We start from the raw sequence: 22,165 nt of genomic DNA, 5'->3' as shown, positions 1-22,165 counted from the left end.
GCTTGCGACGCACATTCCCGGCGACCAGCCAACCTGCTCTGGCGCTCGATCTTCGCCGCATCATTTCTCGCAGAGCCGCCGGCCGCCGGAATATGGCTGATAGGTGCAATCGGATGGCCGGAAGGACCGGTAGCTTCGCGCGCAGGCGGTGATGTTGCACGACAGCGGCGCGCTTTGGCCGTCGGTCACGGCCTCAGTCGATCGCACGCCATTGATCGTCGGTTCGGCCATCGCCGCGCGCATGAAGTCCCGCCAGATATGCGCCGGCAAGGCGCCGCCCGTCACCCCTTGCATCGGCGCGTCATCGTCATTGCCGACCCAGACGCCGACGACGAGCGTTTCCGTGAAGCCGACGAACCAGGCATCACGATTGTTCTGGCTGGTGCCGGTCTTGCCGGCCGCAAAGGTGCCGGGGTCAGCTCCACGCCCGGTGCCGCGCTCGACCACCAACTGCAGCAGACCGAGGAGATCGGACTGGTAGGGTGAAAGATCGACATTCGGCTTTGCTTGTTGGCCCACCCGAAACGTCTTCGGCTGTCCTGCCGCCTGAAAATCGATGATGCCCCAGGGTGTGACAGGCGCCCTGCCGAGTTGGACGGACGCATAGGCGCTGGTGAGGTTAAGCAGATTGACTTCGGATGTGCCGAGCGCCAGCGACGGGGTATTGGCAAGTGGCGCATCGATACCGAGCTCACGCGCTGCGGCAATCACATTGTCCAGGCCGACCTCTTGGGCAAGCGACACCGAGGCGGCATTGAGCGACCGCGCGAACGCCTCTGCAAGTGTGACCCAGCCGCGATAGTTGCCGCCGGAATTCTCCGGCGACCAGCCGTCGATGTCGATGGGTGCGTCCAGAACCTGGTCGGACAAGGTGAGCCCGGCCTTCAAGGCTGCGTAATAGACGAACAGCTTGAAGGTGGAACCCGGCTGGCGCATCGCGGTGACGGCGCGGTTGAACTGGCTGGCCTTGTAATCGCGCCCGCCAACCATGGCGACGACCGCGCCGTCCGGCGTCATCGCCACCAGCGCGGCTTGCGATGCTCCGACTGTCCTTCCTTCCCCGTCCAGGCTTCTTTTCACCACGCTTTCGGCGATCTGCTGCAACCGCGGCACCAGTGTCGTTCGCACCGCCGTTGACCCCGGCGAGGAGCCGGCGATTTCGCTCGCCTGCGGCGAGATCCAGTCGGCAAACCAGCTTCCCGAGCGCGGCGTCGGCGTCGTCGGATGCAGCTTGGCAAAGCTCGCCTTGGCCTCTACCGCCGCTGGCGCGGGAATCTTGCCATTCGCAGCCATTGCGTCGAGAACGACGATGGTGCGCTGCCGGGCGCCTTCGAAATTGTCGATCGGGTTCCATTGGCTCGGCGCCCGCAGCAATCCCGCCAGCATCGCCGATTCCGGCAGGTTGAGGTCGCCGATATCCTTGTTGAAATAGATCCGCGCGGCGGCAGGCATGCCGGTAGCGCCCGCACCGAGATAGACGCTGTTGAGATAGCGTGTCAGGATTTCCCGCTTGCCGAGCTTCCACTCCAGCCAAACAGCGATGACAACCTCCTGTATTTTCCGTTTTATCGTTCGATCGCTGTCGAGATATTGCAGCTTGATGAGTTGCTGGGTAATCGTGCTGCCGCCTTCTACCACCGAGCCGGCTTTCAGGTTGCGCAGCAGCGCCCTTCCGATCCCACGGGGATCGATACCGAAATGATCCATGAAGCGGCGATCCTCGATGGAAAGGACGGCATCGATCAGATCGGGCGGAAACTGGTCGTATTGAGCATAGGGGCCTTGATAGGGTCCCTGCCTTACCAACGGTGCGCCGTCTGCCGTTTCCAGCACCACGACGGGCTTCAACGTTCCGTCGCGGATCTCGCTCCAGGGCACGTCCTTCAGCGCCCACACCAGCACGCTTGCGACGAGGAGGCAGACGAGAAAGACCAGCCCCATCATGAATTTCCACCAGCCGCGAACAAACGGAGCGCTTCGGCTGGCGTTACGCCTCTTTGTGCGCAGGCCGCGAAGACCGCGCCCGGTTTTGACCAGTGCCGCCAGAGCTGACGGCCTTACCAGCCGGGTCAATCCTCCCAGCTTCGCCCTCAGATTCGAAGCGACCGTCCTGCTCTTTCGCAAGGTTGAACTTGCCTTCAGATCCTGGCGCAACGCATGGAACAGTTTTCGCGCAGCCTGTCGACTTTGGCCGAAAGATCCGTCGGGCTGTTGCCGGTCGCCAGGTCGGTTGGAGTCTGGCAAATCCGGCGCGTCCACTGGCGCTGCCGAATCTGCTGTCTGATCGCCAGCCTGGCTCGGGTTGCTGGCGCTTTCGCTGGAGGATTTGGGAGGATTAGGCATCGGTTACCGCTAAGAGGCTCCTTCCCAACAAGCATCAGCTTTATCATGGGGCGACGCTGAGTGTTCTACCGCAAAGGGCTCTGAATATATAGGCAGCTGCCGGACAGGCGCTAGCAATAGAAGGGCCAGTCCCAGCTGCGTTCAAGGGAATTCCAATGCGCGTGGCAGCCAATATGTGTGCAGGATGCCGACCCTTGTGTCGCTCACATTCATGGCGGACATCTCCGAACAACTACTCCCTAAATCGGAGAAGGCACGCAAAAGTTCCGCCAGGACTCCGCCAAACCTGCCCGTCGGCCTCAGGGCTAGGTGGACAAAGTAAAAACTGCGAGAAAGCGCCCAATACTAGGGGCCTTCATATCGAGAGCGTCACTTCGGTCGCGCGCAAGAGTGGCGCTTTTGGCCGTCGATCCAAATGATCAGGGCGGCGCAAAGGAATAACCAGTGCTGATCCCAGTCTGTGATCGCCTTCCCGCGAGCAACGGGACTTTCTTCATGTTGATGCACGCTGCACTACGAGCAGGCACGATCTCTCACCCAATCGGATAATTGCAATCGCTGGTCCGGGCTATAGTTGAGAGTAGCGACGGGGTCGATCTTCGCGAGGAACGCTTTAAGATCACGCCCGGGCAAGCAGAAATGGCTGGTGTAAAGGAACCTTCGTGGCTGGACCAGCCTCGATTAGTCATCGGATGATGATTAAAAGGTGACGCCATGCGTAAAACGCTAGCAGTCGGTGGGGCCGCCTTGATTGCCACGTACTTTCTCGGCGGCATGAGCGCGAGACATGAGATCTTTCCTTGGCCGCAACTTTCCGCGCTGAGGAATATGGTTGGCGGAAAGACGGCCGCGGCCCCCAGCCGATATAGTTTCGACGACAAGGAACGACTGATCGGGGATGAATCAAAAACCTCTGTGACCTGCCCCACTCAAACCGATCGAACGGCGGTCTTGCTCCTTCTTGGCCAATCGAACGCGGCCAACGACGGAGGACAACGACACCGGTCGAATTATGGCGCTCGCGTCGTCAACGCCTTTGACAAACGGTGCTTCGTCGCAGCGTCGCCACTTCTTGGATCGACCGCCGGCTGGAAACGTCGCGATAGTCTTGCCTGAACCGGTTTCGCACCTTCGCACGCTTTGGCCTCGACCCGGTGCGTTCAAGCATTCGATCTTCATCCCATGCCGGGAGTGGGCCGCACAGAGTATCGAAGTGCATGGCTGTGTTAGCACCTCCGCACGGCCCATCATACTTACGAACGGCGAACCCTGTTGTTCCCAAGCCGGCAGATTTTTTATCAAGACCGATCCGTAGGCGTCGGTCCGTCACCAAAAGAGCCTCGCCGAAGCGGGGCAATTGAGAGAAAGAGGGAAGGGGCGAGACCGCGCGGGGGGCGAAACCAAGTCGAGAGGCTTGCAGAGCGCAAACTTCTCTCGCGCGGTCTCGACGCAATAACGATAGAGGATCCGTCTGGTTCCAGTACGCTTTCGGCCGAGCGACCGGCCGCGCCTGTTTGCCGCGATAGGCGCGGTTGCAGCCCCGGAATTTCCTGCTGTGGTGATCAGAAAATCAAAATGCCCCGCGGAGTTCGCGGGGCATTTCGTATCAGGGGTTTTCGCGACCGGGGGACGCGATATGCAGAAGAATGACATGGTTCTGAAGCTATTCAATTAGCCTTAAGTTACTAATCTGATTGCAGAACCCGTTCGGCGCTGGATCAATTTGATCAATGACCCCCGGCCCAGGGTTTCTGACGGTTTTTACGCGCCGCGCAATCGGCCACATCGTCATCGCCTCGGCATTGAACGGCGTCATCAGGTCGCGTGGATCGGGATCTGGGGACAGCCAATGCTCGTAATCCTCGGGACGAAGAATGACCGGCATCCGATTTTGGATTGTCGCCATCATCTCGTTTGGAGGGCAGGTGACGACAGCGAAGCTGCGGATATCGAGGCCGACCGGGTGGTGCCAAACTTCCCAAATGCCTGCGAGACGAGGGAGGCGATCACCCAATTCATCGACATCACCTCGCTCAGCGAAAGCGAAATTTCTTGCCATCTCGTCAAACGGTTGAACGATGTAGATCCGGCGGCACATGCGGAACTCCATCGGCACTCATCGCCTTTTCGAAAGTGTCTTCGATGAATCACGTCAATACCGAGTGATGTTTGGGTTACCCCTATTGTATGGCTGGACCACCATTGATTAGTCCAATAGGCTCCATGTCATCGTGTGATGAGTAAAAGGTAACGAGATGCGTAAAACGCTAGCAGTCTGCGGGACCGCCCTAATCGCCATATACTTCCTCGGCGGCATGAGCGCCAGACATGATACCTTTCCTTGGCCACAACTTTCCGCGCTGAGGAAAACGGTTGTTGGAGAGAAGCCGGCAGCACCAAGCCGATATACTTTCGACGACAAGGAGCGCCTCATCGGGGATGAATCAAAAACCTCTGTGACCTGCCCGACGCAAACTGATCGAACGGCTGTTTTGCTCCTTCTTGGTCAATCGAACGCGGCCAACGACGGTGGACAACGACACCGGTCGAATTATGGCGCTCGCGTCGTCAACGCCTTCGACAAACGGTGCTTCGTCGCAGCGTCGCCACTTCTTGGATCGACCGATACCAAGGGGGAGTACTGGACGCTCCTTGCGAACAATTTGATTGCATCGGGACAGTATGACAGCGTCATCCTCGCACCTCTCGCATATTCCGGATCCGAGGTCGCGCGGTGGGCGGCAGGCGGCGACATCAATCCAGTGCTGGTCGACACCATGAAACAGCTTCAGGATTCCAACTATCGGATAACGAGCGTCCTCTGGGTCCAAGGAGAGGCGGACCTCGTTCTGGGCACCACTGCGGAGGCCTATCAGCAACGTTTCATGTCGATGGTTGACACATTGCGCCAGCACGGCGTCGCGGCACCCGTTTACATTTCGACCGCATCGAAATGTCTGGAACCGAGCAACGGCGGCTTCAAGGAGCATATTCCAGACAATCCAATAGTGCGGGCGCAGCTGGCCCTGTCAAAAAGCGGCCACGGTATCCGAGAGGGCGTAAATTCTGACGTGTTGCTCGATGGCGATGACCGCTACGACGATTGCCATATCGGCGGCACAGGCGCGGAGAAAGTGTCGCGGGCCTGGCTGAACCTTCTGCACGGCGATAGCCGCCTGGAAGCCTCGCGATAGTCTTGCCTGAACCAGTTTCGCACCTTCGCATGCTTCGGCTCCGGCCGTTGTCCGGTATTCGGCACCTTATCACTCGTCATTGATTTCATCCCGCTCTCCGCCGGGGTGGACGGTGGCGAAGATGACGTCGTCCAGCGCGTCAACGCATCCGCCACCAGACGCGATACGCCTGAAGAGGTAGCAGAGGACGGGCTTGCGGATCTTGGCCGCGATTGCCGTCGGATCAAGCCTTGATGATCGAGGTCAACCCTCCGGGAGCGACGCAAACCGGCTGGCATCGAACGGACCTGCCGCGGCGACCGGAACATCCCCACGTGACGTCGCGATTTTCGCCTCCCGATGAACCGTGCGGGGGGATAGACGAGGCGCGCTCAATCCAACCGCCTCGCCGGGAGAATGCAGCGCCCATTTCATCAGCGCCGCTTCGGACGTCGATCCGAGGAAATTCGCTTCTTCCCAGGAAGCGGTCATCGGCAGGGAGGCGATCATATCGGCGCCCTGCCTGGCGGTCTCCCGTGCAGCAACGAGGGGATGGAAGCGGGCGTGGGCCGGCAATCCAGGCGTCGGTTTCTCCGGAAGTGCGGCAATCGGGCCGATCGATGCCGTCACCAGTTTGTCGTCCGCGCCAGCGTCTTGCGCAAGGGCTGGCGGCCGCATCGCCGGTATCGGAATCGAGAGCGATGAAACATCCGCAGCGGAGCCTTTGTCATCTCGCTCGACCGCGTCGGTCTGTCGTGCCAGCGCATTCAAGGCCCGGCTTTTCGGCGTCGGCAGAAGTGCCGTCACGAGTTTGCCGTCGGTGGTGTCGCCGCCAGGCGTGCTCGACGCCCCTGCGTCTTCGTCTTCTCCAGCGGTGCTGGCGATCTCTATCGAGGTGGGGCTGACGCGCTTCTTATAGTTCGCAACCGCCTGATTATATCCCGGCAGCGGCCGGCCATCGGCCGGAAGATGCATCGTCTTCCCATTCGGGAATATTCGCGCGAGTTCCTGCCGCGACATGCGCGGCCAGGCCCTGACATTGCCGACGTCGAGATGCACGAAGGGCGATCCCGAGGTCGGATAATATCCAACACCGCCGACCTGCATCTGCATGGCGGTTGCCCGCAGTGTCGCAAGCTTCACGCCGGGAACGTAGAAATCCATCGCCTTGCCCAGCATATGCTGGCTCTTCTTGGCGACACCGGTGCTGCGAGAGCGGCTGCGCAGCATGTTGTTGGTCGCCGGCGAACGATAGGCGGAGACGATATGGATATAATCCTTGCCGCCGCTGCGCTTATACACCTCCCAGACCAGGTCGAGCAGCCGAGGATCCATCCGGGTCGGCTCGTTCCGTCGCCAGTCGCGCAGAAACCGATTGATCTGGGCAAGGCCCTTGGGATCGAACTTTCCATCCCGCTTGTAGGTAATCGTCGCCCTCTCGCCCGTATGGGTAAAGAACAGCTTCAGGGCCCGATCTTCCGCCGAGGCAAAGGATGCGGAACCGACAAGTGCCGGGAGCGCAAACAAAGCCGGCATAACGGCCTGCGCTGCTAAGCGCTCCGCCCGCGACAGGAGTGTGGCAATCCCGCCCAAGGCTCCGCCCGGCAAACCTTGCAGTGAATACTTCAACACCAACAATCCGTCCTACACTAAAACACTCGACGACGGGCGGGAACGCCGCATCCATCAGGATTAGTAAAGCCAGCTTATGGTCAACAAATTCCTAACAAGCGGGTGCAGAGCTCGGCGAACTGAGGATGCAAGATCCAGCGCGAGGGCGACATCCCCCTCAAGGCTGAACACCGTGGATAGGCTATTGCGGCGGAAGGCCGGCTCGCGCAAGGTCTGCCGCGGCTTGATCGAGAATGGCAGGGTCTCGGAAGTTCCAGGTCTGCCGCCACGACTGGATCGTCGCGGTCGGAGCCGACTTGAGCATCTTCTCGACGGCAGCTCGGGCGTCTGCCTCGCGTCCCAGCCGCATATAGGCGATGGCTAGTTGCAATGGCGCGTCGGCAAATTCCGTGGTCTTCAGCACCTCGACTGCATCTTCGTTTTTGCCAAGCACGATATAGATAAAACCTCGCACATAGTTGAAAAACCAAGATAGCCCTGGATCGCGGGCGGCTGCAGCGTCGGTCAGCTCCAGCGCCTTTTCGGGTTGACCGGCCTGTAGGAAAATACTTCCTGCGTCGGTAAGGGTGAACGCGTTATAGGGTGCCGCCGCGATGGCCTTGTTCATTTCCACAACGGCCCCGTCATGGTCTCGCTTGAGAGTGAGGAGCCAAGCGTTGAGCCAGTGTGCCAATCTCGCCACTTGCGGGCTCGGGTTCTTGTCCGCGAGGACCTGATTGACCAGTCGCTCCGCTTCCTGAAGATCCTCCTGCGAGTCAGAACTGTAGAGCAGCGCAGCGTTCAACCAGTGAGACCAGCCCAACTCGACGGTCAAAAGAGGGGAGCCAGGGAAGGCCTGCAGACCCTGGCGTGAAATCTCGCCTGATCGCTCGAGACCTTCCTTCGTGTAGAGGTTCAATTGGCTTTCCGCGCGCAAGTAGTAGTCGTATTCAGCGAGGTTAGTGCTATCCTTACCCCAGGCCTGACTGTAGTCCGCTTTGCGAATGGCTCCGAATTCGCCAGTCATCGCCCCCACGATCTTGCCGGTCAACTCATCCTGAAGCGCCCATGGGTCGGTTCCGGCCTTGTCGAAGCGGTCCGCCCAGACATTGTCCCCCGTTTTGCTGTTGATGAGCTGTGCAACGATGCGCACCCTATCGCCTTCCTTGCGCACACTGCCCTCGACGACATAGCCGACGCCCAGCTCCTTGCCGATCTGACGGATGTCGCCTTGCTTGTCCTGATATGCAAACGACGAGGTTCGCGAGACGACTGCAATGTCAGAAAAGCGCGAGAGGATGGCGATAACGTCGTTGGCCATCCCTTCTCCCATATACCCCAGGCTCTTGTCGGCACTTAGATCCTGGAAGGGCAGTACGGCGACAGACGGGATCGTACCGGAACGTGCAGGAGAGGTCATGGTTAGCAGGTTCTGTAACGCCATCCATGCGGCCACTACGGCGACGATGGTTGCCGGGACTCCAATGGTCCACCATCGTCGGCCGATCCTGCGCTTGTGCCGGATGCGTCGGCGTGGCAGGGCGTCGATGCGCACTTGGTAGACATCGACAAGTTCTTCGATGTTCTTGACCTTCTGCCGCCCAGCGGAGTCGAAGGTAAACGCGAGCTTATTCTCGACCTCCTTCGCCACCTTGCCCGAAACGCAGATCCCGCCCGGTGGCGCGAGTTGCTCCAGTCTGGCCGCAATGTTCACGCCTTCGCCATAGCGATCGTCCCCGTCTACAATCACTTCGCCAATGTTGATGCCGATGCGGATGTTGAACCTGTCCTGCTCGGCTACAGAGGCGTTGCGCTCTGTCATTCCGCGTTGCAGAGACACCGCGCATTCGACGGCGTCGACCACGCTGCTGAACTCCGCGAGCAGGCCGTCGCCCATGAGCTTGAAGATCCGCCCATGATGCCGCGCAATCTCGGGTTCAAAAAGCTCGGTACGGCGAGCTCGAAGACGTTCAAATGTGCCCGCTTCGTCTTGTTCCATAAGGGCGGAGTATCCGACCACGTCGGCGGCCAGAATTGCAGATAACCTGCGCTCCATGTCTTGATCCCCCGACAGGAATTCTCCGCAGACATTATATATGACTTAGGCGCATGTTTCATGGAAGCTAATAAACATCCAACAGAGCACTCGACCGGCGCTGCCGCCTTTGAACACACACGCTTTGTTTTCAAGATGTTGGACTGGCCCGCTTGCGTCATCCTGGCTAGACGGGAGCCAATTGCGATGGAGCCTCGGCCGCGAAGGATTCGATTGCTGACCGTGGCTCGATGTCCAGACCCGTCAACGCCTTTGACAGCTCCATTATAGATCGCTGTATTGAAACGCAGGGCCTGCATGTCGTTGCCGGCAGCTTTGATCGTTTTGTGAAGAACGCGCGATCTCTGGAGACGGCTCCGCAACAGGCGCTATTCCACCGTAAGCGTTCCATCCCCCTTGGAGTATTTCTTACCTCCGAGCGAATTGATCGTTGCACATTTTTCCTTACCGAACTTCTCGCACATCTTGTTGTCTTTGATGCTCCATGTGCCCTTGTAGGTGGCCTTGTCCCCGTCGACAGTCGCTTCAATCGTTCCGTCTGGTTTATAAGTTGTGATGCCCGATTGCGTCTTTGACTTCCAGTGAATTGGGTGGCCTACCAACTCGCTTTTCATCTGCTCCCCCGTCATGGTTGCGGCATATGCACAAGATGCGAAGGCTAGGATAATGAGGCCAGAAACCGTGATCGCTTTCATCGTTCGCTCCCTTCTTCCTAAGCGACGATTGTAACGGCGTCAGACCACGGCGAATATGTATCCAAAAGGCTTATCTCGAGATTCAAACCTGCTGGAGCCGGCCGTTCCGCGAGCGCAGGGGTGGGCTCGCCAGCTAATTGCACCAGTCATTCCGTTGCTCCAGGCCCCGCGCGAAGCCCTCCCGCAGGGCCAATTGCGATGAAGCCGCAGCCGACACCAATGGCAACGGCTCCTGATCGTTCATTCGCTAGTCGGCAATCACGAAGTTCACGAGCCGCCCGGGGACGACAATTTCCTTCAGCACGGTCTTCCCCATCAGCTTCGCCTCAACGTCAGGTTCCCTCGCAGCCAGCACCAGGAGTTCGCCATCGCTGATCGTCGGAGCGGCCTGAATCCTTCCCTGGAGCTTGCCGTTCACCTGAACGATAAACTCGCGGATATCATTGTCGGCGAGAGTGGGGTCGTATGTCGGCCAGGGTTCATGCGACAGACTTTGCGGATGCCCCAGCATTCGCCAGAGTTCCTCGGCAATGTGAGGCGCGAAGGGTGCCAGCAGCAGAACGAAGGATTCGACTGCTGACCGTGGCTTGATGTCCAGAGCCGTCAATGCGTTTGACAGCTCCATCAGTTTGGAGATCGCTGTGTTGAAACGCAGGGCCTCGATGTCGTTGCCGACAGCCTTGATCGTTTTGTGAAGAACGCGTGCGATCTCCGGAGACGGCTCCGCATCGATAATTTTGCTCGACAACATCCCATCCTCTCCAACTGCGATCCGCCATACGCGATGGAGGAAGCGGCTGACCCCGGCCACGCCGGACATTTGCCACGGCTTGGCAACGTCCAACGGTCCCATGAAGAGTTCATAGAGACGCATGGCGTCGGCGCCATACCGTTCGACCACCTCGTCAGGATTGACGACATTGAGCCTCGACTTCGACATCTTCTCGACCTGGCGCTCGACCTCGATTTCTCCGACAAACCAGCGGCCGTCGCGCTCGGCTGCGTCTTCGGGCCGATAGTACCTCCCAGCCGCATCCTTGTAGCTGAAGGCCAGGATCATTCCCTGGTTGAACAGCTTGCGGAACGGCTCTTTGGACGTCACGACGCCGATGTCAAACAGGACCTTGTGCCAAAAACGCGCGTAGAGCAGATGCAGCACCGCATGCTCGGCTCCTCCCACGTAAAGGTCGACGGGCAGCCAGTATTTCTCCTTCTCGGGATCGATCGGCGCGGTCACGTTCCGCGGATCGGCAAAACGCAGGTAATACCAGCACGATCCCGCCCATTGTGGCATCGTGTTGGTTTCCCGCAGAGCTTCCATGCCGGACTTCGGATCGACCGTTCGAACCCAATCGCCCGCCCGTGCCAGCGGCGGCTCCCCGTCTGGCGTTGGCCTGTACTCATCCAGTTCGGGAGGCAGCAGGGGCAGGGCGTCCTCTGGCAGCGGCACGATGCTGCCGTCGGCGGCATGCAGGATGGGAAAGGGTTCTCCCCAGTATCGCTGCCGCGAGAACAGCCAATCGCGCAGCTTGTACTCGATGCGCCGCACACCAAAACCTTGCTCGGTCATCCATGAGATTGCTGCCGTTCTCGCCGATTTCGTCTCCATTCCATCCATGAACCCGGAGTTGACCATCGAGCCTTCGCCTGGCCGCGCAGCGGGCGGCACATCGCCGGAGGGGCAGCCAGATGCCGACACGACTTCGACGATCGGCAGCCCGAACTCCTGCGCGAAATCGCGGTCGCGGTCGTCATGCGCTGGAACGGCCATGATTGCTCCGGTGCCGTAGGTCATCAGGACGTAGTCAGCGACCCATATCGGAATCCGCGAACCATTCGCCGGGTTGATCGCATAGGCTCCGGTGAATACCCCGCTTTTCCATTGGGCTTGCGACTTCTCTATTGCGCTCATTGCCGCCGCGCGGGCGCGGTAGGCGTCGATCTCTGTGCGTTGGCCGAGGGAAGCGATGGCATCGATGGCAGGGTGCTCGGGGGAAACGACGATGAACGTAGCGCCGAAGATCGTTTCCGGACGTGTGGTGTAAACTGTCAGGGAACTCTCCCGACCCTCGACATCGAAAGTCACTTCAGCGCCTTCTGATCTGCCAATCCAGTTGCGCTGCATCGCCTTGACGCCTTCCGGCCAGTCCAGCTCGTCTAGATCCGCGAGCAGGCGGTCGGCATAGGCGGTGATTTTCAACATCCACTGACGCATCGTGCGACGTTCCACCGGGTCTCCGGTTTCCACGTAGCGGCCATCCTTCACTTCCTCGTTGGCGAGGACCGTACCCTGTGCCGGGCACCAGTTGACGGCAACTTCTGCCTGATAGGCCAAGCCAGCCTTATACATTTGCAGGAAGATCCATTGCGTCCATCGAACGAACTCGGGATCGGTGGTCGAAATCTCCCGACTCCAATCGTAGGAAAAGCCGAGACGCCGGACCTGCTTCCTGAAATTCGCGATATTGCTCCGCGTGGTGATCGCTGGATGGACGCCTGTGCGCACGGCGTATCGCTCGGCCGGCAGCCCGTAGGCATCCCACCCCATGGGATGCAGGACATTGAAGCCCATCATGCGCTTGTAGCGAGCCACGACGTCGGTCGCGGTATAACCTTCCGGATGACCGACATGCAGGCCGTCGCCGGACGGATAGGGAAACATATCAAGGACATAATACTTCGGACGGCTTTGCTCGTCCTCGGTCCGGAACGTCTGGTTTTCCTCCCAGTATCGTTGCCATCGCGGCTCGATCGTCTTGGGGTCATATGGCATTGCGAATTCCCTTCTGTCTTCTCGAACGGAGCCGATTTCTGACCGAAGAGGAATGGCAACAAAAAACCCGCCTCTTCGGCGGGTTGCTGCATCTCAGAAACGCGAGCGCGTGCTAACCCACCATCGGAATGATGGCGAGTAGGAGCTGTGAGTTGGTGCGCGCGGGGTTCATGTCTTTTTTGATGACACGGAACCGCATTCCTGTCCAGACGCAGGCGGCGCGGTTAGTTGCAGCGGCGCAATCCGAATGTTCCCGCCATCCCGATGAAACCGCGCAAATTAGATCGGCCAAGTCTCGCCGTTCAGCGCCGCTTCTGGAAGCAGGCTGGAAGGCCCATGGTATCCGAAGGTACATGCGGAAATGCTCAAGCGTGCTCAAGTCAATCTGGACTTGCTCGCATTCGCTTGGAGCGTGCTGGCAGAGATGCTAGGCATCCCCAGGCCCGCGTCTTCGCTGCTTCCGCTGCAGCGGCACCCAAAGTCCCTGCGAAACGCGCCGCACCGAAACCACGTATTCCGAAAATCGCAAGGGCACCACACAAGAAACCGGAATAGGAAAACTGGTGGCCGGCCAGCGCCACTCAACAGACGGCCAAAAATCCAGGATATCCAGAAAATGGTTGTGCGTTGTCTTCATCAGGCGGCAACGCTGAGTTGACTCCGCAGCATTGCATAGGCGCAATCGGGACAGCCGCGACTCTGTCGCGACTTGTCTGGGAGCAAGCCAAATGGCGATCATTGATGTCCGCATTCTCATCCTCTGCAAAACCTATCCTTCGCCGAGCGGTAAGTATGCGGAGACGACATGCGTGGCCGGAATGCAAGAGAACGGCAGCCTCGTACGCCTGTTTCCCGTCCCCTTCCGACTGATCGCAGAAGACCAGCAATTCAAGAAATGGCAGTGGATCAAGGCCAAGGTCGAGAAGGCCAAAAAGGATCATCGTCCGGAAAGCTTCACGATCAAGACGGACACCATCGAAGGCGGCACCGTGGTCCAACCCGGCCGTGACTGGGGCGAGCGACGTCGCTTGCTGACTGCCATCGAGCCTTTCGACCATTTCGACGATATAGAAGCTGCACGCCAAGCAGGCCGCCTTTCACTTGCCTTGCTCAAGCCTGCCCGCATCCTGGGCTTGGATATCGAGCGAGTTTCCAATCCGGAGTGGACCGAGGACGACTTGGCAAAGCTCCTGGGCGGTCAGACGCAGGGAGGGCTTTTCGATCAGGACGACAAGCCGTCGATCAGGACCCTGCGGAAGCTGCCGTATGATTTCTATTATCGATATCAGTGCGGCGAGGGCGTGACTGCGAAGGTCTTCAGGCACAAGCTGGTCGATTGGGAGGTTGGGGCTCTTTACTTGACCTGCGAGCGACTGTACGGCGCGGACTGGGAACGCTACTTCCGAGAGAAGCTTGAGAAGGAATTGCCTTCGAAGGATCTGATGCTGCTGATGGGAAACCAGCATAGGTTCCAGGACCAATGGCTCATCATCAGCCTGATCTACCCGCCCCACCAGTTTCAGGGCGAACTCTTCTGATCTAGGCCGACAAATGCTTTGGCAGCTTATCCCGGTGACGCAGGTAGCGGGTCGGATCGTCGCCGAAGAGATGCATCATCTCGTAGCCGAAAGCTCCCATCCGCTCGCCGACGATGTATCGGTGGCAGGTCTTCGGATCGCGTTCGAAGCAGAGCAGGCAGACAGCCTGTTTCTCGGAAGCGGCTGCAAGCTTTTCAATGGCGGTGATGGATTCCGGCTGGTCTACATGCGCCGAATAGATCGTTCTGAAGCGATCGTAGTCTCCCGACTTCGCAGCTTCTCGTCCTTCCTTCGGATCGCCGAGTTCCTGCATGGCAAGGTATTTGATCCCAGCACTTTCGAGATGCTCGCGGAGAGAGTTCTTCGAAAATCCCTTCTTGCGAGATAGTGGAACGGCCCGGACGTCTGCCACTGCTTCGACGCCGACGGCGGTGAGCGTCTTCACGAACCGTTCGATGTCGGTCCCTTCGTAGCCTATCGTATAGACGGTCTTCATGCGGTGCTCCTTCTCCGCCATGTTGAATGGCGTCGCTGGCTCCACGCTTGCGTAGGCAGCGCGCCTCGATACGACATCGACGGTCAGGCTGCCAGAGGTAAGTACCAAATTTCCAGCGCATGTGATCCAATGCCGATTGGGCCTGCATGGGACGCCTCGGCTCCCAGTGTATCGCTTTGGAACGCAGGTTAGTCGATCGCCGTCCGTGGGCATCGGACGTATGGTCGCTTGACGCTCAGGCCGTGGGAATCAAACAGGTCGAAGACCATATCTGGCTCGCAAGCTTCATGGATTACGATCTGGGATACTTCGATGACGAGACATGCAGGCTCGAACCGCTGCCGAACCCTTTCGGCGCGAAAGTGTTACTTATGTCTTAGGAATAAATGATTAGCCCGCGTAGGTTTGCGCCTGCGAACCATTCGCATGTCAAAAAATCCAGCAATTACAATATAGTATGGGAAATGTTTCTTGCCGTTTAGCTAGGTGAGTAACCTTCGCCGCGATAGGTGTGCGCCGCCGCCCGCGATAGCTTTGCGCTGACACATCGACGGATGTGCGCCCGGGGCGGAAAGGCGCCGACAGTGACGGGGCAAACCGGCCGAAGGGGCGCTCCTACGCACAAAAAAGGCCCGCGAAAAGCGGGCCTTAGATAAGAACTCAACCTCGTCACCTACGATCGTTTGCGGCTCGGGGCGTTGATTATCACATTCTCCACCTCCACCCGGCGGTAGAATCGCGTGACGGCACCTGCTCGCTCCGGCGATGGCTTTACCCCGATTTTTTCCAAGGCGTTCGTAACGGCAATAGCGTGAGTTGCGTACCGGGTCGAGAGTTCGCCGAGGGTCACGTACTCGCTTTGGAAGGCCTCAAGAGACGCAAGGGTAATGAACTCCTTGCTACGGGATGAAACTGGGCTTGAGATTTTCGACAGCGAGAGCAACCCGTGCTGTAAGAGATACTTTATCGTGAGCGGCTTCACGCGGAGGATCACCCGAGCGTCCTCCACCGAGACGTACCCGGCGTGATCTCGCTGGAACGCTGACTCACGATTTCCAACGACCAGCCTGACTGCCTCGTCGATATCGACGACAACGCCATGGATTTTGAAATGATCGATCTTGGGCGCCGAGACTTTTGAGAGGCCTCCCTTCAAGACAATCGCGAGAACCTCGTGTGCACGACAACCGCATTTCTGGCTGACTTCGAAGATCGTGCCCATACCTTCGTCAGCATTGGAGCACGTACTCGCCGCAACGATGCTCCGTTTGAACTCCGTGAGGTCTTCTCGGCGGATTCTCGAAAACTTGCGAATGTCAGGCCGTGCTTCAACCGTCGGAAGCAGACCCGATTCCAACAGGTCTGCCATGAATTCTTCGGTCACCGCTAACTCGAGGCGCACCTGTCTGCTGGTGAGCGTCTCAGCGGCGTTCATGAGAATTCCGTGCGCCTTTTCGGCATCGAAATGAATACGGCTGTAATGGAGCTTTTCGTCGCCGATACACCCTGCATCGCGGAGAAGCCGGATGACTCGTTTTTCGACCAATCCATATTGGGCACTAGCTGTTTTGATTGAGTGAAGATATCGTTTGCGAACCGGAACGAAGCAGAAGTCGCCGGGCCCGAATGGGAGATTCCGCTCCGCGACGTCCTGAAACAGCTCGACGAGTTCCGCGTATTCTGGCTTCGAACTGTTACTGCGTAACCACCGTCCCAGATGTCCGAACAGAAACTTTTCACCGCCATCCGGCCGTTTGGCGCGGATGAACGTGGTCACAAGTTGCCTGATCACTTCAGCGCCCTGCCTCGCGAAATGAAAACCGATCTCGCGAAGGGAGGCATCCCGCAGTTCAGCTGGTACCAAAGCCCATGTTGCATCGTTTCGCTTGAGTAATCGGCCAAGGTATGTAGGGAGGTCAATCGCCACATACGCCGGGAAGCGGTCGAGGTACTGCTCTCGATAGATGCCCTTGATGCGGTTTTCCGCATACAGATCGACGCTAATGGACTGTGCTTCGAAATCCTCCTTTGCTACGTGCTCAATGGCAGGCAAGTTATTAGCGACATAGCGAGCGAAGTCGTGTTCGTGATGATTGGGAAAATCGACCTCTACGAGTGGTCGATGGTGCTGACTGCAGTTAACCACCGCCTTCGTCAGCCATTGTGCCCGAACGTATGGTCGTGCCGCCGGGTGCTCTTTGCCGTGGCTGACGTCATCTACGATGCAGGTGGGGCAGTACCGGAAACGATTGCCGCGTCGCATGTCTTTGTTGAAGACAGCTTCGCCGATCCGCCAAGTGTTGTGGTCTTTAGAAGACACAATTGCAAGCTCCGCGAGATGGTCCGGCGCTGCTCCGGACCATCTCGCGAGTTTAGCGAGAGCCTCCGGGTCTCCCTTCGCCAGATCGGTAACGTTTGTCCCACCTGATGCGAGGAGGGACTTCAGTGAACGATAGCCATTCGCGGCGCTAAGGCGAGACGCAAAGCTGACCGGATCTTCGATGCCATTCACATGTGTTACCGGGACGGGGAGCACCATTATTCTTCCTCCTCGCGCATCTCCTTGAGGGTTTCTTTGACCTTCAACTCCTGCCAATTGCCAGCGGTAAAGATGTTTTCCTTCTGGAGGGCTCCCGTATTTCGCTCATACTCCTGAGCGAAATTATTGATTGTGACTTCGCTTTTCCCCTTGGAAAGCGCTCGGAAGCAGGCCTTGCGAATGTCGCAGATGAGGATGCCCCAAGCGCCGTGGGTAGCCTTGCAGAGACGGGCCAAGGATTCCACTTCAAGCATCTTGGGCTGGACTGTGATACCGCAATCGCCTGCGATCTCGATCAAGAGGTCAGAGAAGATTGCCTTATCTGCTTCGAAATCGAGCCGACGAAACGGAAACACGTAGGAACGGCGTCCAATCTGCTCGTCCTCGCGCATTTTTTCGATGCGGGGCATCCCGGACAGGATTACTTGAACTGGCCAATCCTCGCGGTCGATCAACTGCTTGACGAGGTCCTGCACCGCTTCAAACGCGCTGGACGTTTGTGAGCGTACGGTGTGTTGTGCCTCGTCAAAATGCAACAGTCGCACTTTGTGTGCCTTCAGCATGTCGTGCATGATCGGCGTCAGCAGCTTCTCGGACCCTTCGTCAGGCAAGTCGAGCGCCTTGATGACTTGCTCAACGACAACGTTCGTCTTGCTTTCCTTGGGGAGTTTGATGCTGAGGCATGGACGGATGAGGGCGCCGTACTCGTCGCGGTACGGCTGCAACTCGGGGTGCGAAGACAAGATGTGCCTCAGCGCCGAGGATTTTCCTGTCCCGGCGGGACCTGTAACGAACAATCCGCGACGTTCGTCGCAAGTTCCGAATTCGAGAAAATCCTCCACGTTGTCCAGCATGGCCTGGATCTCCTCGGCGAGATCATCGTCGCGTTCGTTTTTGTGCCGCTTTCGGCGGACTTGGTTCTTGAGAGCCCGCAACCGGGAGCGGTCAGTGCTGATGATGTCGGCCATTCTTAGTCATCCCATTTAGAACGCGAGAAATTGGAAACTGTGGGAGTACGCGGGGTGGGTGCAGGCTGAAGCTCGGCAGGGCGCACGCGACCAACGGTCCCGCGCCTGAGTTCGTCGGGAGGCAGCTGTACCGGGGCTTTGGTGTCGACTGGCAAACCAGTTGTCTGGCCGGAAGCCACGCCCGTGTAGATCCTCTTCCGCATCTTCGCGAGTTTGGCTGCCGACGGAACGGCAGGATCGAGGCCCGCGCGAAGCGTGGCAGCCTTGCCGTTTTCACGGTTACGGAGGAGGAAGCTATGGACGGTCGAGCTATGTTTGTCGGTCCGAGCGGCGTTTTCCGCCAGGAGTTCCTTATTGGCTTCGTCCCATTCACTCAGCGCGAGGTCTTCAACGAGGTCGATAGTGTTCGGAACTTTGTACCAGCCGCCATCCTGGGTTTTGACGAGAATGTCATTGATGTAAGTTTCATCATATTTGTATTCGAACGTGCGGCGATTGAGCGCTTCCTCGGCCAGCCGCTCGTTCATGTAGGGGACGTTGTTCTTGACGATGCCGTAGGATGTGATGGGGGCCGTATAGACTTTGCCAAAAGCTCGAAGCATGTCGATTGCTCGCGGCGCTGGTTTCACTCTATAAGTCTCAACGGCATCCACCCAAGCATCTTGCGGGCACTGGCCGCCAAGTGAGCCATGGCGGCGGAGGTGGTAGAAGTCGTTAACGGTCTGGACGACGATTTCCGCGAACTCACTGGCCGCGAGAGAAGCGTGCGCCTTGGGATCGTAATCGCCTTTTTCCCAGATGTTTCGGAACGTCTGGCCGTCAAAAAAGCGCGTCAAAAATGGTCCGATAGTGTGAAACAGGCTCTCAATGAACGGGCGTTTTTTGGGTTGCCCCGCTGGCGGACGCGTTACGCCGATATTCAAAGAGTTGAGCGCAGTGACGACCTCGTCTGACGTTAAGGCTGAGCCGTGGTCGCTCACCAGCATTCTCGGTTTACAGACACCGACCCAAAGGTTTTCCGCGCCGGCGACCTGGGAGATCGACGTCTTGTCGGTCATGATCAGGCGGATCATCCCAAGCGCAGCTTCGGCGTTCGGGGCTTGGGCGACCTTGACGGCCAGCACGTACCGAGTTGCCACGTCAATTGCGAAAACAAGCCAAAGCCGAATCTTCCGCAATTTGGCGCGTTGTTGAGGCGTAACTCCCTCTAGGGCGCCAGCTTTCGCGAAGAATGTGAAGAGATCGCCTTTCCACTCGTCAATCTCGACGCGTTTGCCCGGAAGGACGACATTGTAGCTTCGCAGGTTGGGTGAAAAATGCTTGAGAGCGTATTCCTCGCCTTCGCGGGCTGCCATGACGTCGAACGCGGGGAATGACGCGATGATATCGTCGAACTTCGTCCGCGAAATCTGGTAGAGCTTATCTTCCTCGGGACGGCCCCGGTTCGCTGCGTTTAGCGCAGCCTTGTATTCTGCGAAAATCAAAGCTTTGGTTGGTTTCAGGCGGCTCATGAATCCGCGTGCGCACTGGAGCGCAAAGTCATGCGCCTCCGGAGTCCAGGGAGCAGTCTTCCTTCCAGGACCCGTGTGCTTCGGCACCAGGGAGAGCATGTTGCGGCCACTGGCCTTATATTCACGGTAGCGACGATTAAATGTGGAACGGGTCAGCTTGCCTGACTCGGCAATGACGACGTCACACCGCACTCGCTTGGACACAAGGTGCCAATTATCGTTGATCCACTTCTGAAACTTGTCCCCGGAGCGGCTGATGTGGCCGAGCTTGAGGCATTGCTCTTCGTAGATCTCGAAGATCGCTTTGCGCATGTTAGCGCGGTTTTGGTCATCGGGGGTGAAGCTGTCGAATTCCCTTCCGCCAAACCTGAGATTCAGAGCTTGGACGTTTGCGTTCTGCGCTCCTTCGTCGATCCAGGCCTTGCCGGACTTGATATAGTTCCAGATCTGGTCGTTGCTCAGCTCCAGCGGCTCTCGCCACGGCTCATCGGCATGCCGGAAGCTAAGGCCGCCGGGGATTTGCGCAGACACAAGGTACGGATCCTCCTCAACAATGAAACGATCTTCACGAGTGATCTCAGCGATCGGGTTTTTCAACGGTTTTGGTGCGACAAGGTCTTGATACATTGGTACTCCTTGAAGACTGATGGACGTTGCCCGGCGCTATTGCGCCGGGTTCCTTGCGAGGTAGGTGAGTTCGGTGATCCGTTCGCCGGTCGGAGAGAACAGCACTCCGAGATCAATCAGCCGCCAAATAGCTACCCGGCGCTCGTCAATGTCGTGACAGGAGCGCATAAGATCGCCAAAGCGGACGTAGCCGTCGATCGTGCGGACGATCTCCAGGAGGTCCGCGACCTCATGATCAATCTGAAAGTCTCGGGACCAGAGAATGAAATCTGCATTTTCAGCGGCCTCAATAGTGCCGTAGGTTTCGCTCAAAAACTGGAAGCCGTTGACTTGAGCCGAGCTCGGATGGGCTTTCATGCGCTCGATGAGGTCGTCCATCTCATCGCGCTTACGCTCCGGCTTAACGACAATGGCATCCTTCCAGCCGTCCTTATAGATCAGCAGGTAGTCGATCGTGTGTTTGTGAAGTTTTTCGTCGTCGTCGTGGTAATGGAAGAGCAACGCCTGTGAGTGAATCTCGGCGATGTCGTGCCGAGTCATGAAGCGTAGGAGACAACGGTGCTCGATCGCGCTGTCGAAATAAACGCGGATACCGTTGAAGAACTCAAACCCGTTCGATGCTGAGGCGTTCTTGCGGAGCGTGCTACGGAGGGCGAGGCCGTGCGTAGGCTCGTAGAAAGTCTCATCCTCTGAGGCCTCCGCCTGTTTGGGCGCCGATGCGGCAATCGCCATCAGCGAACCGGTGGCTCGTAGACTGGAGTCCTGCATACCGGCAATCCCGGCTTTGCGGTTATGAACGAAGCCGAGCCCAGCTTTTCGCATTTTCATTCGGGCGGAGACTAGACGTGCAGAATGAATGGACATGTGAATCCCTGTCGTTGGTGGATGATTTGAGGATGGGGTGGGGCGCCCAGCCACCGAGAAGGCAACGGTGATTGGGCGGGTGGGACTACGACCTACTTCCGCGTTGAAGATCGACGGAACCTGGCAGCAGCGCTCTCATGCCCGTATCGGGCTGCGTGAACCAAGATTGGGTCCACGCACCGGATCGTGCTGCGGAACGTCACTCGCGACAACGTTTGCAGGAGCACAGTGCCATCCAGTTCGCGCCTGGAGTTGAGCCAAGCGACTTCGCCCTCATATTGTCGATACAGGCTCGCGATGGTCGGGCGAATTGCATGGAGGTAGCGTGAGGCGTGCCGCAGAAAGATGTTGCGGCTTTCGGGATCAAGTTCACGCAGCAGGTCATCGATGCTCTTTTTCAATGCCTGGAGTGCAGCAGGTCGAGTCATGTGTTCGCTCCTTGTGTGCGATGGGTACGGGCTGTGCGGAGAGTTAAAAGGCCACGGCCAATGGTCGAGCCGGTGTGCTGTTTGCGACCGGGTATCGGGGGACGAAATTCCTGAGGTGCCTCATGGCAGCATCGAACCCGAAGCGACCGGCCATGACGACGAACGGGTCGAGGCTGTCGATGGCACTACGGAAGATGTACATGCTCAAGGTCGGCAGCGGCTTCGCGCGTCGTGATTGCTCATTGTTGATCCGAGCAATCTCTGCTTGATAGCTACGGTAAACGCCCGTGATCGTCGGTCGGGTCATTGACACGTACTGCACCACGTAACCTTTCATGATGCCCACGCTGACGGGATGAAAGGCTTCGAGGCGCATAGAGATGGGCTGAGCTACACCCACTGGATATGAGTGAAATTGCTCTGCCAAGCGATCCAGTTCGCGGTTAGACGGCGGCTTTGATACCAGTTTTTTAAGTGCGATAGTCATGTTGCCCTCCTTTGGGCATGGCTTCGCCGGTCGCCATAATCGACGCGGCATGTCCT

The 22,165-nt window shown here is 58.2% G+C and carries 13 protein-coding genes and 3 pseudogenes; 4 read left to right on the top strand and 12 right to left on the bottom strand.

Annotated features, from left to right (window positions below; genetic code table 11):
- Positions 1–60 precede the first annotated feature (60 nt).
- Positions 61–2,343, bottom strand: coding sequence for a PBP1A family penicillin-binding protein (locus RLEG4DRAFT_RS27310; RefSeq protein WP_037094269.1), 2,283 nt, complete (start codon positions 2,341–2,343; stop codon positions 61–63).
- A gap of 714 nt (positions 2,344–3,057) precedes the next feature.
- Here RLEG4DRAFT_RS27310 and RLEG4DRAFT_RS27305 point away from each other — a divergent pair.
- A pseudogene (locus RLEG4DRAFT_RS27305) lies at positions 3,058–3,426 on the top strand (sialate O-acetylesterase); the annotation flags it as partial.
- Positions 3,427–4,006: 580 nt separating this feature from the next.
- Here RLEG4DRAFT_RS27305 and RLEG4DRAFT_RS27300 read toward each other — a convergent pair.
- A pseudogene (locus RLEG4DRAFT_RS27300) lies at positions 4,007–4,336 on the bottom strand (SOS response-associated peptidase); the annotation flags it as partial.
- 262 nt (positions 4,337–4,598) lie between these two features.
- Between RLEG4DRAFT_RS27300 and RLEG4DRAFT_RS27295 the strand changes: the two are divergent.
- Positions 4,599–5,537 carry a sialate O-acetylesterase gene (locus RLEG4DRAFT_RS27295; RefSeq protein WP_003581655.1) on the top strand — a complete coding sequence of 313 codons (939 nt, stop codon included), beginning with the start codon at positions 4,599–4,601 and terminating at the stop codon, positions 5,535–5,537.
- Positions 5,538–5,780: 243 nt separating this feature from the next.
- On the opposite strand, the gene RLEG4DRAFT_RS27290 is transcribed toward RLEG4DRAFT_RS27295, so the two are convergent.
- The 4 genes from RLEG4DRAFT_RS27290 to leuS form a co-directional block, all read right to left on the bottom strand.
- Positions 5,781–7,148: a DUF882 domain-containing protein gene (locus RLEG4DRAFT_RS27290; protein WP_003581654.1), complete on the bottom strand. Its 1,368-nt coding sequence runs from the start codon at positions 7,146–7,148 to the stop codon at positions 5,781–5,783.
- Positions 7,149–7,329: 181 nt separating this feature from the next.
- Entirely contained in the window at positions 7,330–9,183 is a 1,854-nt protein-coding gene (locus RLEG4DRAFT_RS27285; protein WP_003581653.1) for an adenylate/guanylate cyclase domain-containing protein, read from the bottom strand.
- Positions 9,184–9,551: 368 nt separating this feature from the next.
- Positions 9,552–9,878, bottom strand: a complete 327-nt coding sequence (locus tag RLEG4DRAFT_RS27280) for a hypothetical protein (protein ID WP_003581651.1) — start codon at positions 9,876–9,878, stop codon at positions 9,552–9,554.
- A gap of 247 nt (positions 9,879–10,125) precedes the next feature.
- The gene (leuS, locus tag RLEG4DRAFT_RS27275) at positions 10,126–12,651 is read right to left on the bottom strand and encodes a leucine--tRNA ligase (protein ID WP_003581650.1); all 2,526 of its coding nucleotides are present in this window, start codon (positions 12,649–12,651) and stop codon (positions 10,126–10,128) included.
- A gap of 728 nt (positions 12,652–13,379) precedes the next feature.
- Between leuS and RLEG4DRAFT_RS27270 the strand changes: the two genes are divergently transcribed.
- On the top strand, positions 13,380–14,189 hold the full coding sequence (locus tag RLEG4DRAFT_RS27270) for a hypothetical protein (protein ID WP_003581647.1): 810 nt from the start codon (positions 13,380–13,382) through the stop codon (positions 14,187–14,189).
- Between the two features lies 1 nt (position 14,190).
- Here RLEG4DRAFT_RS27270 and RLEG4DRAFT_RS27265 read toward each other — a convergent pair whose 3' ends face one another.
- Complete coding sequence (locus RLEG4DRAFT_RS27265; protein WP_003581646.1) at positions 14,191–14,685, bottom strand: DUF488 domain-containing protein; 495 nt, start codon at positions 14,683–14,685, stop codon at positions 14,191–14,193.
- Between the two features lie 236 nt (positions 14,686–14,921).
- On the opposite strand from RLEG4DRAFT_RS27265, the pseudogene RLEG4DRAFT_RS64515 reads away from it, so the two are divergent.
- A pseudogene (locus RLEG4DRAFT_RS64515) lies at positions 14,922–15,065 on the top strand (IS481 family transposase); the annotation flags it as partial.
- Positions 15,066–15,358: 293 nt separating this feature from the next.
- Here RLEG4DRAFT_RS64515 and RLEG4DRAFT_RS27255 read toward each other — a convergent pair.
- The 5 genes from RLEG4DRAFT_RS27255 to RLEG4DRAFT_RS27230 form a co-directional block, all read right to left on the bottom strand.
- Positions 15,359–17,224, bottom strand: coding sequence for a TniQ family protein (locus tag RLEG4DRAFT_RS27255; protein ID WP_003581644.1), 1,866 nt, complete (start codon positions 17,222–17,224; stop codon positions 15,359–15,361).
- Positions 17,224–18,192, bottom strand: coding sequence for an ATP-binding protein (locus RLEG4DRAFT_RS27250; protein ID WP_003581642.1), 969 nt, complete (start codon positions 18,190–18,192; stop codon positions 17,224–17,226). The genes RLEG4DRAFT_RS27255 and RLEG4DRAFT_RS27250 overlap by 1 nt, the downstream gene beginning before the upstream one ends.
- Positions 18,193–18,194: 2 nt before the next feature.
- Positions 18,195–20,330, bottom strand: coding sequence for a DDE-type integrase/transposase/recombinase (locus RLEG4DRAFT_RS27245; RefSeq protein ID WP_003581641.1), 2,136 nt, complete (start codon positions 20,328–20,330; stop codon positions 18,195–18,197).
- A gap of 36 nt (positions 20,331–20,366) precedes the next feature.
- Positions 20,367–21,194: a TnsA endonuclease N-terminal domain-containing protein gene (locus RLEG4DRAFT_RS27240; protein WP_003581639.1), complete on the bottom strand. Its 828-nt coding sequence runs from the start codon at positions 21,192–21,194 to the stop codon at positions 20,367–20,369.
- A 471-nt stretch (positions 21,195–21,665) separates the two neighbouring features.
- Positions 21,666–22,109 (bottom strand): hypothetical protein, encoded by a 444-nt coding sequence (locus RLEG4DRAFT_RS27230; protein ID WP_037094261.1) that lies wholly within the window; start codon positions 22,107–22,109, stop codon positions 21,666–21,668.
- Positions 22,110–22,165: the final 56 nt, after the last annotated feature.

The sequence above is a fragment of the Rhizobium leguminosarum bv. trifolii WSM2297 genome, assembly GCF_000271845.1.
The sequence above is the reverse complement of the archived record's forward strand: the minus strand, read 5'-3'. Positions and strand labels throughout refer to the sequence as shown.